The 16,609-nt window shown below is 60.5% G+C and carries 13 protein-coding genes; 9 read left to right on the top strand and 4 right to left on the bottom strand.

All coding sequences use genetic code 11. The features are described 5' to 3' along the window. The first annotated feature begins 282 nt into the window (after nt 1-282). The 8 genes from KW849_RS11805 to KW849_RS11770 all read left to right on the top strand — a co-directional run bounded on the left by KW849_RS11805 (nt 283) and on the right by KW849_RS11770 (nt 8,506). Nucleotides 283-1,515, top strand: coding sequence for an SfnB family sulfur acquisition oxidoreductase (locus KW849_RS11805; protein WP_218429577.1), 1,233 nt, complete (start codon nt 283-285; stop codon nt 1,513-1,515). A 38-nt stretch (nt 1,516-1,553) separates the two neighbouring features. After that, the gene (locus KW849_RS11800) at nt 1,554-2,747 is read left to right on the top strand and encodes an SfnB family sulfur acquisition oxidoreductase (protein WP_218429576.1); all 1,194 of its coding nucleotides are present in this window, start codon (nt 1,554-1,556) and stop codon (nt 2,745-2,747) included. Beyond that, nucleotides 2,747-4,105 (top strand): LLM class flavin-dependent oxidoreductase, encoded by a 1,359-nt coding sequence (locus KW849_RS11795; protein WP_218429575.1) that lies wholly within the window; start codon nt 2,747-2,749, stop codon nt 4,103-4,105. Before KW849_RS11800 ends, KW849_RS11795 begins: the two co-directional genes overlap by 1 nt. Nucleotides 4,106-4,280: 175 nt before the next feature. After that, nucleotides 4,281-5,090: a MetQ/NlpA family ABC transporter substrate-binding protein gene (locus tag KW849_RS11790; protein WP_218429574.1), complete on the top strand. Its 810-nt coding sequence runs from the start codon at nt 4,281-4,283 to the stop codon at nt 5,088-5,090. Nucleotides 5,091-5,092: 2 nt separating this feature from the next. Beyond that, entirely contained in the window at nt 5,093-6,226 is a 1,134-nt protein-coding gene (locus KW849_RS11785; RefSeq protein WP_218429573.1) for a methionine ABC transporter ATP-binding protein, read from the top strand. Further along, nucleotides 6,216-6,860, top strand: coding sequence for a methionine ABC transporter permease (locus KW849_RS11780; protein WP_218429572.1), 645 nt, complete (start codon nt 6,216-6,218; stop codon nt 6,858-6,860). Before KW849_RS11785 ends, KW849_RS11780 begins: the two co-directional genes overlap by 11 nt. 520 nt (nt 6,861-7,380) lie before the next feature. Then, nucleotides 7,381-7,737: a DUF6124 family protein gene (locus KW849_RS11775; RefSeq protein WP_218429571.1), complete on the top strand. Its 357-nt coding sequence runs from the start codon at nt 7,381-7,383 to the stop codon at nt 7,735-7,737. Nucleotides 7,738-7,876: 139 nt separating this feature from the next. Next, on the top strand, nt 7,877-8,506 hold the full coding sequence (locus KW849_RS11770) for a bifunctional 2-polyprenyl-6-hydroxyphenol methylase/3-demethylubiquinol 3-O-methyltransferase UbiG (RefSeq protein ID WP_218429570.1): 630 nt from the start codon (nt 7,877-7,879) through the stop codon (nt 8,504-8,506). Between the two features lie 104 nt (nt 8,507-8,610). Here the strand turns inward: KW849_RS11770 and KW849_RS11765 are convergent, their stop codons facing one another. From KW849_RS11765 to KW849_RS11755, 3 genes are read right to left on the bottom strand one after another with little or no spacing between them, the layout of a single operon-like run. Then, on the bottom strand, nt 8,611-11,661 hold the full coding sequence (locus tag KW849_RS11765; protein ID WP_218429569.1) for an efflux RND transporter permease subunit: 3,051 nt from the start codon (nt 11,659-11,661) through the stop codon (nt 8,611-8,613). Next, a complete protein-coding gene (locus KW849_RS11760; protein ID WP_218429568.1) occupies nt 11,658-12,722 on the bottom strand; it encodes an efflux RND transporter periplasmic adaptor subunit in 1,065 nt (354 codons plus the stop codon). Before KW849_RS11760 ends, KW849_RS11765 begins: the two co-directional genes overlap by 4 nt. Further along, complete coding sequence (locus KW849_RS11755; protein WP_218429567.1) at nt 12,719-13,822, bottom strand: efflux RND transporter periplasmic adaptor subunit; 1,104 nt, start codon at nt 13,820-13,822, stop codon at nt 12,719-12,721. Before KW849_RS11755 ends, KW849_RS11760 begins: the two co-directional genes overlap by 4 nt. A 176-nt stretch (nt 13,823-13,998) precedes the next feature. On the opposite strand from KW849_RS11755, the gene KW849_RS11750 reads away from it, so the two are divergent. Beyond that, a complete protein-coding gene (locus tag KW849_RS11750) occupies nt 13,999-15,195 on the top strand; it encodes an AAA family ATPase (RefSeq protein WP_218429566.1) in 1,197 nt (398 codons plus the stop codon). A gap of 476 nt (nt 15,196-15,671) precedes the next feature. Here KW849_RS11750 and KW849_RS11745 read toward each other — a convergent pair whose 3' ends face one another. Further along, entirely contained in the window at nt 15,672-16,454 is a 783-nt protein-coding gene (locus KW849_RS11745; protein WP_218429565.1) for a MetQ/NlpA family ABC transporter substrate-binding protein, read from the bottom strand. Nucleotides 16,455-16,609 lie beyond the last annotated feature (155 nt).

Below are 16,609 nucleotides of genomic sequence, written 5' to 3'. Positions count from 1 at the left end.
AATCAAAGGATCGCAGCCTGCGGCAGCTCCTACGCGCATCGTCGTCAACCTGTAGGAGCTGCCGCAGGCTGCGATCTTTTGACCTTCTATGCATATTCCTAAAAGTTAGTTCATAAAATATTTATACGCGTTTAGGGTATATGCACCGGACCACCGGACATCCTTGTTTTCATGCGCTGCCACAAGCGGCGCTTCCATAAGATGTGAGGTAGGTATGGTCCGGAACACAATCACCCCAGTGCAGATCGCCAGGGCATTGCGTGCAGCCAAGGAGCGGCACTGATGTCCAGTCTGGCAGATGCAATCGTCCAGAGTGACCTGGACATCGCCCCCCCGTTGTTGCCCGCACAAGTCTTGCGCAACGATGCTCAAGCCATCAAGGCGGCCCACGAACTGGCGCAAGTCGCTCGTCTGCAAGCAGCCAAACGTGACCGGCAGCGCAAGCTCCCATGGTCTGAAATAGAACAGTTCACCCGCAGCGGCCTGGGCAGCATTTCCATCCCCCGCGAGTACGGTGGCCCACAGGTTTCGTTCGTCACCCTGGCCGAGGTTTTCGCGATCATTTCCGCGGCAGACCCGGCGCTTGGGCAGATCCCGCAAAACCAGTTCGGCATTCTCAACCTGGTGCTCGGCAGTGCCACCGAAGCACAGAAAAGACACCTGTTCAAAAGCGTTCTGGATGGCTGGCGCATCGGCAATGCCGGGCCGGAACGCGGCACTAAAAACACCCTGGAGCTGAAGGCGCGCATCACCGCTGACGGCGTCGTCAATGGCCAGAAGTTCTATTCCACGGGTGCACTGTTCGCCCATTGGGTCGCGGTCAAAGCGTTGAACGATGACGGCAAGCAAGTGTTGGCGTTCGTCCGGCGCGGCACACCGGGATTGCGCATCGTCGATGACTGGTCCGGCTTTGGTCAGCGCACCACCGCCAGCGGCACGATTTTGCTCAACAACGTGCAGGCCGATCCTGAATTGGTGGTGGATAACTGGCGGATCAACGAAACGCCGAACATCCAGGGTGCCGTCTCGCAACTGATTCAAGCGGCCATCGACGCCGGTATCGCCCGAGGCGCCATCGACGACGCCATCGACTTCGTGAAAACCCGCGCCCGGCCGTGGATCGACGCCAAGGTCGAGCGGGCCAGCGATGACCTGTATGTGCTCGCCGATATCGGCAGGTTGAAAATCGAACTGCACGCCGCCGAAGCGCTGCTGCGCAAGGCCGGGCAAGTGCTCGATGACGTCAGCGCCGCACCATTCACCGCCGAGTCCGCCGCCCGCGCCTCGATCGCCGTGGCCGAAGCCAAAGTGCTGACCACCGAGATTTCGTTGCTGGCCAGCGAAAAGCTGCTCGAGCTGGCCGGCAGCCGCGCCACCCTCGCCGAATTCAACCTCGACCGCCACTGGCGCAACGCCCGGGTGCACACCCTGCACGATCCGGTGCGGTGGAAGTATCACGCGGTCGGCGCCTATCGCCTCAATGGCACGCTGCCTAATCGCCATTCCTGGATCTGACGACCAGAACACTTTTTACCAGAGCTCTGGAGAAACACATGACAAGTTCTCACCACGTCGCGGTCATCACCAGCGACGAACAAGCCCTGATCGTCGCCAGCGACCTTGCCGAAGACTTCAAGCGCGACAGCGCCACACGCGACCGCGAACGCCGTTTGCCACATCCGGAACTGGAAGTGTTTTCCCGCTCGGGCCTGTGGGGCATCAGCGTGCCGAAGGAATACGGCGGCGCCGGTGTTTCCAACGTCACCCTGGCCAAGGTCATCGCCTTGATCGCCCGGGCCGACGGCTCCCTGGGGCAGATCCCGCAGAACCATTTCTATGCCCTCGAAGTATTGCGGGTGAACGGTAGCCACGAGCAGAAAAAACGCCTGTACGCCGAAGTCTTGGCCGGCCAGCGCTTCGGCAATGCGTTGGCCGAACTGGGCACCAAAACCGCACACGATCGCGTCACCAGCCTGACTCGCGACGCCAGTGGCTATCGCATCAACGGCCGCAAGTTCTACGCCACCGGCGCGATCTACGCCCAGCGCATTCCCACTTCGGTGGTGGATGAAAACGGCGTGCAGCAACTGGCGTTCGTCCCGCGCAACAGCAAGGGCCTGAGCGTGATTGACGACTGGAGCGGCTTCGGTCAGCGCACCACCGGCAGCGGTTCGGTGGTGTTCGAAGATGTCTACGTCGCTGCCGAAGATGTGATCCCCTTTCAGAGCGCTTTCGAACGCCCGACCCCGGTCGGCCCGCTGGCGCAGATTCTCCATGCCGCCATCGACACCGGCATCGCCCGCGCCGCGTATGAAGATGCGCTGCACTTCGTGCGCAGCAAAACCCGGCCGTGGATCGACGCCACCCACGAAAAAGCCACAGACGATCCACTGACCCTCAAGAGCTTCGGCCACCTGAGCATTCGCCTGCACGCCGCCGAGGCGCTGCTGGAGCGTGCCGGTGAATACCTCGACCAGGCTCAGGCCGACACCAATGCCCAGACCGTCGCGACCGCGTCGATTGCCGTCGCCGAAGCCCGCGCCCTGAGCACCGAAGTCTCCCTGGCCGCCGGCAGCACGCTGTTCGAACTGGCCGGCAGCCAGGCGACCTTGATCGAACACGGCCTCGACCGCCACTGGCGCAACGCCCGGGTGCACACCCTGCACGACCCGGTGCGCTGGAAGTACCACGCCGTCGGCAATTACTACCTCAACGATGAAAACCCGCCATTGCGGGGGACCATTTGATGACCGCCGCGAAAAAGAAAATCCTGCTCAATGCGTTCAACATGAATTGCATCGGGCACATCAATCACGGCCTGTGGACGCATCCGCGTGACACATCCACCCGCTACAACACGATCGAATACTGGACCGAACTGGCACAACTGCTGGAGCGCGGGCTGTTCGACGGCCTGTTCATCGCCGACATCGTCGGGGTCTACGACGTCTACCAGAACTCGGTGGACGTGCCGTTGAAAGAGTCGATCCAGCTGCCGGTCAACGATCCGCTGCTGCTGGTCTCGGCCATGGCCGCAGTGACGAAAAACCTCGGTTTCGGCCTGACCGCCAACCTCACTTACGAAGCGCCGTATCTGTTCGCCCGCCGCCTGTCGACGCTGGATCACCTGAGCCGTGGACGGGTCGGCTGGAACATCGTCACCGGCTATCTCGACAGCGCCGCCAAGGCCATGGGCCTGAGCGAACAGGTCGAGCATGACCGCCGTTATGACCAGGCCGACGAGTACCTGGAGGTGCTCTACAAACTCCTGGAAGGCAGCTGGGAAAACGGTGCGGTGCTGAACGATCCGCAGCAGCGGATCTACGCGCAACCGGACAAAGTGCACAAGGTCGAGCACAAGGGCGAGTTCTATCAGGTCGAGGGTTATCACCTGTGTGAACCTTCGCCGCAGCGCACGCCGGTACTGTTCCAGGCCGGCAGCTCGGATCGCGGTTTGCTGTTCGCCGGGCGACATGCCGAGTGCGTGTTCATCAGTGGCCAGACCAAGGCATCGACCAAGGCCCAGGTGGACAAGGTGCGTGCCAGCGCCGTCGAAGCCAAGCGCAATCCCGAGGACATCAAGGTGTTCATGGGGCTGAACGTGATCGTTGGCGCCACCGAAGAGCTGGCCTGGGCCAAACACGCCGAATACCTGAGCTACGCCAGTGCCGAAGCCGGCGTGGCGCACTTCTCGGCGTCCACCGGGATCGATTTTTCTCAGTATGAAATCGAAGAGCCGATCCAGTACGTGAAGAGCAATGCCATCCAGTCCGCCACCAAACACCTGCAAAACAACGACTGGACCCGGCGCAAATTACTGGAACAACACGCCCTCGGCGGTCGCTACATCACCGTGGTCGGTTCACCGCAGCAAGTGGCCGATGAGCTGGAATCCTGGATCGCCGAAACCGGGCTGGATGGCTTCAACCTCACGCGGATTGTCACGCCGGAAAGCTATGAGGATTTCATTGAGCTGGTGATTCCCGAGTTGCAACGGCGTGGCTCGTACAAGACCGCGTACGACAGCGGCACCTTGCGCGAAAAGCTGTTTCAGCGGGAGGCTTTTTTGCCTGAGCAACATACCGGTTCGGCTTACCGCCGCTAACCCTGTGGCGAGGGGGCTTGCCCCCGTTGGGCCGCGCAGCGGCCCCAAAGACTTCAATGAGGTGTGTCAGTTACAACTCGACTGCTGGTTTGGCGACTGCTGCGCAGTCGAGCGGGGGCAAGCCCCCTCGCCACAAATACGCGTACACATAAAATAATTGACTGGAAAAGACATCATGAAAAAGCACTACCTCTCCCACCCAGTCAAAGCACTGGCCCTGGCCCTCGGCCTGTTCAGCTCGGTGACTTTCGCCGCCGACGCACCACTGAAAATCGGCACCACCGCCGCCTTCGCCATTCCCCTTGAAGCCGCCGTCGAAGAAGCCGGCAAACAAGGCCTGAAAGTCGAGCTGGTGGAGTTCACCGACTGGATCGCGCCGAACGTCAGCCTCGCCGCCGGCGACATCGACGTGAACTACTTCCAGCACATCCCGTTCCTGGAAAACGCCAAGGCCGCCTCGGGTTTCGACCTGGTGCCATTCGCGCCGGGGATCATCAACAACGTCGGCCTCTACTCGAAGAAATACAAAAGTTTCGACGAACTGCCGCAAGGCGCCAGCGTGGCCATCGCCAACGATCCGATCAACAGCGGTCGCGGCTTGCAGCTGCTGGCCAAGGCCGGCTTGATCACCCTCAAGCCCGGCGTTGGTTACAAGGCCACCGAGGAGGACATCGTCGCCAACCCGAAGCACATAAAGATCCTCCAGGTCGAAGCCGTGCAACTGGTGCGCGCCTATGACGATGCCGATCTGGTGCAGGGCTACCCGGCCTACATTCGCTTGTCGAAAACCTTCGATGCGGGCTCCGCACTGCTGTTCGACGGCCTCGATCACAAGGAGTACGTGATTCAGTTCGTGATCCAGCCCAAGAGCAAAACCGACCCGCGCCTGATCAAGTTCGTCGACATCTACCAGCACTCACCCGCTGTGCGCGCCGCGCTGGATAAAGCTCACGGCAAGCTCTATCAAGCCGGCTGGGAAAGCTGAACATGAGCGCCGCCATTCAACGGCGACTGGAGATTCCAGAGCCGCGCCTTTTATCAGAGCATGCTGAACAAACCGAGCTGCATCCCGAGCTCAATCGCGCTCATGTGCGCTTCATCAATCTGGGTAAAACCTACAACGGCCAGCAAGGCCCGGTGGCCGCGTTGCACGGCATCGACCTGGCGATCCAGCGCGGCGAAGTGTTCGGCATCATCGGCCGCAGCGGCGCCGGCAAGTCGTCGCTGATCCGCACCATCAACCGCCTGGAACAGCCAAGCAGCGGTCGGGTGCTGATCGATCAGGTGGACATCGGCGAGTTCGACGAAGACCGCTTGGTGGCGCTGCGTCGGCGCATCGGCATGATCTTCCAGCACTTCAATCTGATGTCGGCCAAGACCGTTTGGCAGAACGTCGAGTTGCCGCTGAAAGTCGCCGGTGTTCCCAAGGAACAACGCGAGCAGAAGGTACGCGAACTGCTGGAACTGGTCGGCTTGCAAGCCAAACACAAGGCTTACCCGGCGCAGTTGTCCGGCGGGCAGAAACAGCGCGTGGGCATTGCCCGGGCGCTGGTGCATGACCCGGAGATTCTGCTGTGCGACGAAGCCACCTCGGCGCTGGACCCGGAGACCACGCAATCGATCCTCGGCCTGCTGCGCGAGATCAATCGGCGCCTGGGCCTGACCATCGTTTTGATCACCCACGAGATGGCGGTGATCCGTGAGATCTGTGATCGGGTCGTGGTGCTGGAGCACGGGCGCATCGTCGAGCAAGGACCGGTGTGGGAAGTGTTCGGCAATCCGCAACATGAAGTCAGCAAGACATTGCTCGCGCCATTGCAACACGCATTGCCCAAAGAGCTGCAAAGCCGTTTGCAGCCGCAGCCAAAGTCCTCGGACGCTGCCGTGGTCCTGCGCTTGCAGTTCACCGGCAGTCAACGCGACGAACCAGACCTGGCGGCATTGTTCAGCGCCCTCGGAGGCCGTGTGCGATTGCTGCAAGGCGGCGTGGAACGGATTCAGGGGCATGCGCTTGGGCAACTGCTGCTGGCGGTGACAGGCTCACCCCTCGCTGCCGAAGAGTTGCGTCAGCGCGCCAGCCAATGGGCGCAACAAGTGGAGGTACTGGGTTATGTGGTTTGATCGCTTGCTGCAGGGTTTTATCGACACATTCCTGATGGTCGGCGTGTCATCGTTGATTGCGCTGTTGGCGGGCATTCCGCTGGCGGTGATCCTGGTCACCAGCTCCAGGGGCGGCATCTACGAAGCCCCGGCGCTGAACCGCGCACTGGGTGCGTTCGTGAACCTGTTTCGCTCGATTCCGTTTCTGATTTTGATGGTGGCGCTGATTCCGTTCACCCGATTGATCGTCGGCACCACCTACGGCGTATGGGCGGCCGTGGTGCCGCTGACCATTGCCGCCACGCCGTTCTTTGCGCGTATTGCCGAGGTCAGCTTGCGCGAGGTCGATCACGGATTGATCGAAGCGGCGCAAGCCATGGGCTGTCGACGCTGGCACATCGTCTGGCATGTGTTATTGCCGGAAGCGCTGCCGGGGATTGTTGGCGGATTCACCATCACTCTGGTGACCATGATCAATTCATCAGCCATGGCCGGGGCGATTGGCGCGGGTGGATTGGGGGACATTGCCTATCGATATGGGTATCAGCGGTTTGATAGCCAGATCATGTTGACGGTGATTGTGTTGCTGGTGGTGTTGGTAGCGGTGATTCAGTTGGGTGGGGATCGGTTGGCGCGGGGGTTGAACAAGCGCTGACGAGTTGAAGGTCACCGTGCTTTTGTGGCGAGGGAGCTTGCTCCCGCTGGGCTGCGAAGCAGCCCCATACCATTCAGTGCGGTGTGTCAGTGAAATTCGGGTGTCAGATTTTACGATTGCTGCGCAATCGAGCGGGAGCAAGCTCCCTCGCCACAGGTGATCACCGACCCCGGCAGGTAAGTTTTCTTACAGGAAAATCAGCGGTTTTGCAGGCCTGCTCCCTTTCTTTTGAAGGACATTTCCTAGATCATTTCGCTCGCTTGCGCCTGCCGAATTCCGTGGCTAGTCTCGGTCCGTCACTGCTCATCAGTGATCGGGTTTAGTCGCCCGGATTTTACTAGGCGTACAGCGTCACCTAATTTCAGGTTCTACTACCTGAACGTTATGGTGGCTGTGCGCAGGGCACCTTCGGGTGCGCCGGGTAGCCTAGTGACCGGTCGACTAACCTGTGCGCAGCCGCCACCCCTGATCGTTTAGTCGCGATATCGGTTGGCTCCCATTAGCACTAGGAGTTTTACCAATGAAGAAACCCGTACCCGATCCGCCTCCCGAAAACCCTACCAACGAAACCGTCACCGACGATTGGCTCAGGGATCGTTCCGCGCTCTACCGAGCCATCGATTTCCACCTCACCGGCAAGCAACCCGCACCAACCGACGAAATGCGCTTCTACAACGTCAGCAAAGACGTGAGTTTTGAAGACACTCAGCTCTATGTCGCCGACCTGCTGCGCTGTGCGTCGGTCACGGCGTATCAGTGTGGCGATCAACTCGAGGGCGCCGACCGGGCGATGGTGTACTCGATCTGGCATTTGCTGGAAATTGCCAAGGCGATGGTGGATCACTCCATTGAGTGTCTGGGGATGAAAAAGGGCTGAGCCAAGGCCAAAAGATCGCAGCCTTCGGCAGCTCCTACGTGTGAATGCCAAACTCTGTAGGAGCTGCCGCAGGCTGCGATCTTTCAAAGCGCGAAAGCGCTTATAGTTAACACATCTCCTTTTTCCTGCGCAGCCGACCATGAAGCAAACACCCGACGACCTCGAACAGATCACCTCCACGACCCTCGGCCATTACAACGCGGTCGCCGAGGACTTTCGTGAAGGCACGCGCGACCACGACGTCAGCCAGAACATCGATGCCCTGCTGCGGCATATTCAGGGCGAGGCGCCTTTCGACATTCTCGATTTTGGCTGCGGGCCGGGTCGTGATCTGCAGACGTTCACCCGCATGGGCCACAAGGCGGTCGGCCTCGACGGTTCGGAAAAACTCGCGCAGATGGCCCGTGAGGACAGCGGTTGCGAGGTGTGGCAGCAGGACTTTTTGAAGCTTGATCTGCCGGCCGAGCGTTTTGACGGGATCTTTGCCAACGCGGTGCTGTTTCATGTTCCTCGTCAGGAATTGCCTCGGGTGTTGAAGCAACTGCGCGCGGCGCTGAAACCGGGTGGGGTGTTGTTCAGTTCCAATCCCCGTGGCGAGAATCAGGAAGGCTGGAACGGGGCGCGTTATGGGTCGTATCACGACCTGGCGGCGTGGCAGCAATTGTTGACCGAGGCGGGGTTTGTGGAGCTGGAGCATTACTACCGGCCGGCAGGGTTGCCGCGGGAACAGCAGCCTTGGTTGGCGAGTGTCTGGCGGCGCGCTGAATAAAGCGCAGATCAAAAGATCGCAGCCTTCGGCAGCTCCTACAGTAGGTAGGTGTAGGAGCTGCCGAAGGCTGCGATCTTTTGTTTTTGTTGCCAGAGCCGACGTCTTTACTGCGCCTCCTTCTTCGGCTCGCGAATCTTGTACCAGGCCACATACAGCGCCGGCAAAAACAGCAGCGTCAGCAAGGTGGCGATGACGATCCCGCCGATCATTGCGTAGGCCATCGGCCCCCAGAACACTTCCCGGGCAATCGGGATCATCCCCATGCTCGCCGCCGCCGCGGTCAACAGGATCGGCCGACGTCGATGCTCGGTGGCCTGCACCACCGCATCCCACGGCGCGTAACCCTTCTGCTCGTACTCTTCGATCTGGGTCACCAGGATCACCGAGTTACGGATGATGATACCGATCAACGCCAGAATCCCGAGGATCGCCACGAAGCCCATTGGCGTACCGGTAGGCACCAGCGCGATCACCACGCCGATCAGCCCCAGCGGCGCGACGCTGGCCACCAGGAACAGCTTCTGCACGCTGTGCAGCTGGATCATCAGGAAGGTCGCCATCAAGAACAGCATCAGCGGCACGACCTTGGCAATCGGTCCCTGGGCTTTGCCGCTTTCCTCCACCGTACCACCGGTGGCGACCTTGTAGCCCGCCGGCAGCTTGGCAGCGAAAGCATCGATGGATGGCTTGAGGAGTTTCACCAGGTCGGTCGGCTGGATCTCGTCGCGTATTGCCGCCTTGATGGTGATGGTCGGCAAGCGATCCCTACGCCATACCAACGGCTGCTCCAGTTCGTAACGCACCGTGGCAAATGCCAGCAACGGAATCGACGTGCCGCCAGGCGTGACGATCTGCAGGTTCTGCAGGGTTTCCGGCGTACCGCGCTCGGAATCCACCGCGCGGCCGACCACGTTGATCAGATAGATGTCGTCGTCGACCTGGGTCACCGCCTGGCCGCTGACGATGCCGTTCATCAGGTTGGCCACATCCTCGGAAGACAACCCCAACTGCCGCGCCTTGTCCTGGGCGATGTCGATGCGCAGGACTTTGCCCGGCTCGTTCCAGTCGTAGATGATCTCGCCAACGTGCGGGTTCTTGTCCAGCTCGGTGGCCAGGTCGATGGCATGCCGGCGCACCTGATCGACGTCTTTGCCGCTGACCCGGTACTGGATCGGACGCCCTACCGGCGGGCCCATTTCCAGTGCCTGGACATAACTGCCGATGCCGACGAAGTCATTGCGCAAGCGCTCGCGAAGCTTCTGCATCATGGCCTCGCGGGTATGGCCTTTGCTGACGATCACCAACTGTGCGTAGAACGGGTTTTGCAGTTGCTGGTCCAGTGGCAGGTAGAAGCGGATGGCACCCTGACCGACGTAGGTGCTCCAGCGCACGATGTCCGGATCGTCCTTGAGCGTGGCCTCGAGACGATCGACCGCCCGGCGGGTTTCGTCGAGCGAGGCGTTTTGCGGCAGGTTCAGGTCCACCAGGATTTCCGGACGATCCGAAGACGGGAAGAACTGGTTCTGCACAAAACGCATGCTGAACACCGCCAGTGCAAAGCACAGCACGGTGATACCAATGGCCCACCAGCGATTGCGCATGCACCACAGCAGCCCGCCGTTGAACGCCTTGCCGATGCGCCCGGGTTCGCCTTCGTGGGGTTTCACGTTGGTGCTGAGGATGTGCACGCCGATCACCGGCGCAAACAGCACCGCCACCACCCACGACACCAGCATCGCACAGGCAATCACCGCAAACAGGGTGTAGGTGTATTCACCAGCGGAGCTGGCGTTCAAGCCGATCGGCACGAAGCCCGCCACGGTCACCAGCGTGCCGGTGAGCATCGGGAACGCCGTGGAGGTGTAGGCGAAGGTTGCCGCCTGCTCCTTGGTCTCGCCCAATTCCAGACGGGTGACCATCATTTCCACGGTGATCATCGCATCGTCCACCAGCAGGCCGAGGGCGATGATCAGTGCACCGAGGGAAATCCGCTGCATGGTGATGCCGCTGTATTCCATGAACACGAACACCATCGCCAGCACCAACGGGATCGAGCACGCCACCACCAGCCCGGCGCGCACACCGAGGCTGACGAAGCTGACCAGCAGCACGATCACCACCGCTTCGAACAACGCGCTGGTAAAGCCGCCGACGGCTTCCTCCACCACCACGGCCTGGTCGGAGACGTTGTAGATGCCGACACCGACCGGCAGGTCGGCGGTCAACTCGTCGATACGGGTGTGCAAAGCCTTGCCGAATGCCTGGACGTTGCCACCCTTCTGCATGGCGATCGCCAGGCCGATGGCCTGCTTGCCGTTGTAGCGGAATTCCGGCGAGGCCGGATCGACGTAGCCACGGCTGATTTCGGCAATGTCGGCCAGACGATAGTAGCGGTCGTTGAGCTTGAGGTTGACCTCGGCCAGGTCTTTCTCCGAAGCGAACTTCCCTGAGGTTCGCACCGATATCCGCTCCGGCCCAGCCTCGATGACACCCGCCGGGGTCACGGCGTTCTGGGTTTGCAGGCTCTGCACCACCTGACGCTCATCGATGCCCAGCGCTGCGAGCTTGCGTGTGGAGAAGTTCAGGTACAGCACTTCGTCCTGCTGGCCGACCATTTCGATCTTGCCCAGCCCCGGCACACCGCGAATTTCCATGCGCGCCTGTTCCACGTAGTCGCGCAACTGACGCAGCGTCAGGCCGTCGGCGGTGAAGGCGTAGATCGAGCCGAAGACGTCACCGAACTCGTCGTTGAACGACGGCCCCTGTATGCCCTGCGGGAACTGGTATTTGATGTCGTTGATCTTCTTGCGCACCTGGTACCAGATCTGCGGGATGTCCTCGGCACTGGTGGTGTCGCGCAGGTACACGTACACCGTCGATTCACCGGGGCGCGTGTAGCTTTTCACGTAGTCGAGGGAGTCGAGCTCTTCGAGCTTTTTCTCGATCCGGTCAGTGATCTGCTTGAGGGTTTCCTCCTGGGTCGCCCCCGGCCATTTGCTCTGGATCACCATGGTTTTGATGGTGAACGAAGGGTCTTCTTCGCGCCCCAGGTTGAAGTACGAGAACACCCCCATCAGCAACGCAACGAACATCAGATACCAGATGAACGACTGATGCTTGAGGGCCCATTCCGAGAGGTTGAAAGGCCCTTTCATTGACTGTCCTCGTCGATTTTCACTTGTTGCCCCGGTTTGAGGCTGTTCACACCGGCACTGACCACTCGCTCGCCGTTCTTCACGCCGTCGGCCAGCACTACAGTGCTATCGGTGCGGCTGATCACGGTGACGTCACGGGGGGAGACGGTTTTACTCTGTGCATCGATCACCCAGATGCGTGGCTTGCCATCGACCTCCTGCAGCGCGGTGACAGGCAACTCGATGCGCGGCTTGATCGCCGAGCTCAGGGTGACGCTGATGGCCGTACCCAAGCGAAAGCCTGGTGGCGTTTCGGCCAGGGTCAGGCGGGCGCGACGGGTGCGTGTGGCGCTTTGGGCCTGAGGTTCGATTTCACGGATGATGGCGGTGGTGTTGATGCTCGGATCCAGTTGCGCCGCGACCAGGAACACCACATCGCTGGGCAGTTGATCGACCAGGGTATCGGGCAGGTCGATCACCGCTTCCTTGATGTCCGGTTGCGCCAGGGTTACCACTTGCTGACCGGTCGTCACGACTTGCCCGGCCTCGGCGCTCCACGCGGTGACCACGGCTTTATGGTCGGCGCGCAACTCGGTGTAGCCCAGTTGGTCCTTGCTCTGGTTGACGGCCGCCCGGGCCTGATCGAGGGAGGCCTGGGTGGTTTTCAGGTCCGTGTTGGCCTCGTCGAGCTGCGCTTGCGCGCCGACCCCGCGGTCAAACAAGGCTTGCTGACGCTGGGCAGTGGCCTTGGCGTTGATCAGTTGCGCCTGGATTTTCGCCAGATCGCCCTGGGCCGAGCGCAATTGGTTCTGTTGATCCGAAGGATCGAGGGTGGCGAGCAATGTACCCTTCTCGACCTCGGCGCCGACATCGACGTTACGACTGGCGATTCGCCCGCCCACGCGGAACCCGGTATTGCTTTCATAGCGTGCCTGGATACTGCCGGCGAAGCGACCCAGGTCCTCTTCGCTCAAGGCCTGGACCTTGATCGAGAGCACCGGCCGTACTGGCACCGGCGGCGGTTCGTTTTTGGAACAGGCGCTCAGCACCAGCCCGATGGACAACGCCCATAAAGGCTTCATGGCTTTGCTCCCCACGTCAGGTCCTTGTAAGTGTTTTCGGCAATCTCGACCTCCATGTCCGGATGCAACAATTGCCCGCCCGCGATGATGACTTTGTCCCCGTCCTTCAACCCGCCGCTGACGATGATCTTGCCCGTCAGGTAGCGGCTGACCGTCACCGAATGCAATTGCGCTTTGCCCTTGTCGTCGACAATCCAGACAGCAGGATTGCTGATGTTTTTGGTCAGCGCCGACCACGGCAACTCGATGACCGGCTTGCCCGATCCCCTGGCCGTGGCACTCACCACCGAACCCAACTGCATGCCGTCGGGCAGTTTGTCCAGGCCGACCTTGACCTGCACGGTTCCGGATTGCGCCGACACCGACGGGGTGATTTCGCGTACGGTGCCGGTGGTTTTGATCGCAGGGTTGTCGAGCAAGCTGAGGACAATGGTGTGATCTCTCGGCTTCTCGGCCAGCAGCGATTCATAGACATTGAACACCGCATCGCGGTCGCCGTCCCGGGCCAGGCTGAAGATCGGCATCGTCGCCTGCACCACCTGGCCGACTTCCGCCTGACGCTCGGTAATGATCCCCGGCGCATCGGCAATCAGCGCCGTATAGCTCAACTGATCCCGGGCATTGGCCAGCTGCGCCTGGGCTGCGCTCAGGGCGCTCTGGCTGCTGTGCAAGGCGGCCTCAGCAGAGTCGTATTCGCTCTGGCTGGTGTAGCCCTTGGGCAAGAGTTTTTGCTGACGTACGAACGCCTGCGCGCTCTGCTTCACACGCGCCTGTTCGGCGACCACTTGTGCCTGGGCCGAGTCGACATTGGTCTGCAGATCCTTGGGGTCGAGCCGGGCGAGCACTTGCTTGGCGGTCACACGATCACCGACGTCAACCGAGCGCTGGATGATCTTGCCACCGACGCGGAAAGACAGCTCCGTCTGTACCCGCGCCTGGATATCACCGGTGAGGGTGACCGAGGCCGCATAATCCGCTGGCTTGACGACTTGTACGAACACCCGTGGCAGGTATTCCTGCACGGGCTTTTTCTCCTCGCAAGCCGTTAACAGGGTGACGACACTCAAGGCCATGACTACTTTCAATCCGGGAACCGCCATGCAAACTCCTTGGCCTTTTTTATGGACAACTCGACAGAGAGCTTAGAACAGGATTTCAACCACGCACGCTCCCTTTATGAAGAAACAATTCATAACGTTTTCCCCCAAAAACACGTGTCATAGACGCCTGCACGTACCTGAAAATGAGCCCGCTCGATCTCGCCTCAGGAACCCATATGCTCAAGACCCTCGCGGTGGCCAATTACCGCTCGATCAACAAATTGGTGATCCCGCTGGGTCGGCTGAATCTGATCACCGGCCCTAATGGCAGCGGTAAATCCAACCTTTACCGTGCGCTGCGCCTGCTGGCGGAAACCGCTCAGGGCGGCGTGGTCAATGCGCTGGCCCGTGAAGGCGGGCTGAATTCGACCTTCTGGGCGGGCCCGGAAACCATCACCCGGCGCATGCGCAACGGCGAAGTGCCCGTCGAGGCCACGGTGCGCCAGGGCGTCAAACGCCTGCGGCTGGGGTTTGCCGGGGAAGATTTTGGCTACTCGATCAGCCTGGGCCTGCCCGACTCCAATGGCCATTTCATGCTCCCGGGGCACAGCTCGCCCATCCCGTCACGCTTCGGCCTCGACCCGCAGATCAAGCGCGAATGCCTCTGGGCTGGAGCGTTCTATCGTCCGGCCAGTCTGCTGGTCGATCGTGACGGTCCAATGATCCGTGCCCGCGCCGATCGCAAGTGGGATGTACTGGCCCAGCACACGCCGATGTTCGACAGTCTGTTCGATCAGGTCGGCAGCCTGCGCAGTTCGCCGGAAGTGCTGGAGATGCGCGAGTTCATCCGCCGCTGGCGCTTTTACGATCACTTTCGCAGCGACGCCGACGCCCCGGTGCGCCAGCCGCAACTGGGCACCCGCACGCCGGTGCTGCACCACGACGGACGCGACCTGGCGGCGGCCTTGCAGACGATCATCGAAATCGGCGATCCCGAGGCATTGCGAGCCGCCATCAGCGACGCCTTTCCCGGCGCGCGACTGAACATCGAACCATTGCCGGGTGGGCGCTTCGCCATCGAGTTCTTTCAGGAAGGTTTGTTGCGGCCGTTGTCGGCCGCCGAGTTGTCGGATGGAACGTTGCGTTACCTGCTGCTGGTCGCGGCGCTGCTGACACCACGGCCGCCGACACTGATGGTGTTGAACGAGCCGGAAACCAGCCTGCATCCGGATCTGCTGCCGGCGCTCGCGCGTTTGATCATCCGCGCCTCCGGGCAGTGCCAGGTGTGGGTGGTGTCCCATGCCCGGCGCTTGATTTCGGCATTGCAGCAAGACCCCGACTGCAACTGCATCGTGCTGGAGAAAAATCTTGGCCAGACTGCAATTGTCGGCCAGCGCATGCTGGATGAACCGGCATGGTATTGGGCGGATTGAACGGCGCGTGATTTGCCGGGACGATGGAGGACGTCTATTTTCCCTTGCGCCGTAGGAAGGGTCTTTTTTTCGAAACACAGCTCCAGGGACGAACCCATTTTGGCCAGACTCCCGGCCAAACCTCACAAGGACAAGAACATGGCAGACGTAAAAACGCCACAACGGCTGGATCCGCAGGACATTCTGAAATTATTGATGGCGTTGCGCAGGGCCTTGAAGGCCGGGCCGGCGTGAGTAACTCCAGGGTCAACAGGCACTTTGTGGCGAGGGAGCTTGCTCCCGCTCGAATGCGCAGCATTCGCCCAAGGAGGCAATGAGAAATGTGGTGCTTTTTTGGGGCTGCTTCGCAACCCAGCGGGAGCAAGCTCCCTCGCCACAAGAGCGCCCTCTCTACAAGTAAATCGAACGCCAAAAAAAAACGCCGACGCTAAATCAGCCGTCGGCGTTTGAAACCTTAAAGGGGTTTGCTTCGCGAATCAGAACGCCGGCAGTACCGCGCCGCTGTACTTCTTCTCGATGAATGCTTTCACTTCCGGGCTGGTCAGAGCCTTGGCCAGTTTCTGGATGGCAACGCTGTCCTTGTTGTCCGGACGGGCCACCAGGTAGTTCACGTAAGGCGAATCGGCACCTTCGATTACCAGTGCGTCTTTAGCCGGGTTCAGACCTGCTTCCAGTGCGTAGTTGGTGTTGATCATGTCCAGGTCGACCTGATCCAGCACGCGCGGCAACATGGCCGACTCAAGCTCCTTGAACTTGAAGTTGTGCGGGTTCCTGGCGATGTCTTTTGGGGTCGACACGGCGTTATTCGGGTCTTTCAACTCGATCAGGCCAGCCTTCTGCAGCAGGATCAGGGCACGGCCGCTGTTGCTGCCTTCGTTCGGGATGGCGATGGTCGCGCCATCTTTGAGCTCAGCCAGGGTTTTGACTTTCTTCGAGTAGCCGCCGAAAGGTTCAACGTGCACGCCAATCACGGTTTCCAGGTGAGTGCCTTTACCTTCGTTGAAGCTCTTCAGGTACGGCAGGGTCTGGAAGTAGTTGGCGTCCAGACGCTTCTGGTCGACCTGCACGTTCGGCTGAACGTAGTCGGTGAAGACTTTGATTTCCAGGTCCACGCCTTCTTTGGCCAGGGTTGGCTTGATCAGCTCGAGAATCTCGGCGTGTGGGACCGGGGTCGCGGCAACCACCAGTTTCTCGCCAGCCTGAGCCAGCCCCGCGGTCAGGGCAGCCGCCAGTGCGGTGAACAACAGAACCTTTTTCATGCAGTGTCCTTATCGAAAATCACAATCGCTTGTGGCGACGGCTTGAAAACGAGAGTGCCAGTGAAGTGCTATCGCTGGCGTGAAGCGGACAATACCGGGATTTTTTATTCCCGAACAATAACTTTTATTCTGATTGATATTCCATTTTGAAAGCA

The organism is Pseudomonas sp. PDM26, assembly GCF_019219185.1.
In the GTDB taxonomy this organism is placed as follows: Bacteria; Pseudomonadota; Gammaproteobacteria; order Pseudomonadales; family Pseudomonadaceae; genus Aquipseudomonas.
This window is presented reverse-complemented; position numbering and strand designations above follow the sequence as displayed.

What these genes read in the sequence shown, in the direction of transcription:
- KW849_RS11770 (WP_218429570.1), top strand. Translation starts at nt 7,877, where the DNA reads ATGAAGCAAACACCCGACGACCTCGAACAGATCACCTCCACGACCCTC.
- KW849_RS11785 (WP_218429573.1), top strand. Translation starts at nt 5,093, where the DNA reads ATGAGCGCCGCCATTCAACGGCGACTGGAGATTCCAGAGCCGCGCCTT.
- KW849_RS11760 (WP_218429568.1), bottom strand. Translation starts at nt 12,722, where the DNA reads ATGAAGCCTTTATGGGCGTTGTCCATCGGGCTGGTGCTGAGCGCCTGT.
- KW849_RS11795 (WP_218429575.1), top strand. Translation starts at nt 2,747, where the DNA reads ATGACCGCCGCGAAAAAGAAAATCCTGCTCAATGCGTTCAACATGAAT.
- KW849_RS11790 (WP_218429574.1), top strand. Translation starts at nt 4,281, where the DNA reads ATGAAAAAGCACTACCTCTCCCACCCAGTCAAAGCACTGGCCCTGGCC.
- KW849_RS11765 (WP_218429569.1), bottom strand. Translation starts at nt 11,661, where the DNA reads ATGAAAGGGCCTTTCAACCTCTCGGAATGGGCCCTCAAGCATCAGTCG.
- KW849_RS11750 (WP_218429566.1), top strand. Translation starts at nt 13,999, where the DNA reads ATGCTCAAGACCCTCGCGGTGGCCAATTACCGCTCGATCAACAAATTG.
- KW849_RS11800 (WP_218429576.1), top strand. Translation starts at nt 1,554, where the DNA reads ATGACAAGTTCTCACCACGTCGCGGTCATCACCAGCGACGAACAAGCC.
- KW849_RS11775 (WP_218429571.1), top strand. Translation starts at nt 7,381, where the DNA reads ATGAAGAAACCCGTACCCGATCCGCCTCCCGAAAACCCTACCAACGAA.
- KW849_RS11805 (WP_218429577.1), top strand. Translation starts at nt 283, where the DNA reads ATGTCCAGTCTGGCAGATGCAATCGTCCAGAGTGACCTGGACATCGCC.
- KW849_RS11780 (WP_218429572.1), top strand. Translation starts at nt 6,216, where the DNA reads ATGTGGTTTGATCGCTTGCTGCAGGGTTTTATCGACACATTCCTGATG.
- KW849_RS11755 (WP_218429567.1), bottom strand. Translation starts at nt 13,822, where the DNA reads ATGGCGGTTCCCGGATTGAAAGTAGTCATGGCCTTGAGTGTCGTCACC.
- KW849_RS11745 (WP_218429565.1), bottom strand. Translation starts at nt 16,454, where the DNA reads ATGAAAAAGGTTCTGTTGTTCACCGCACTGGCGGCTGCCCTGACCGCG.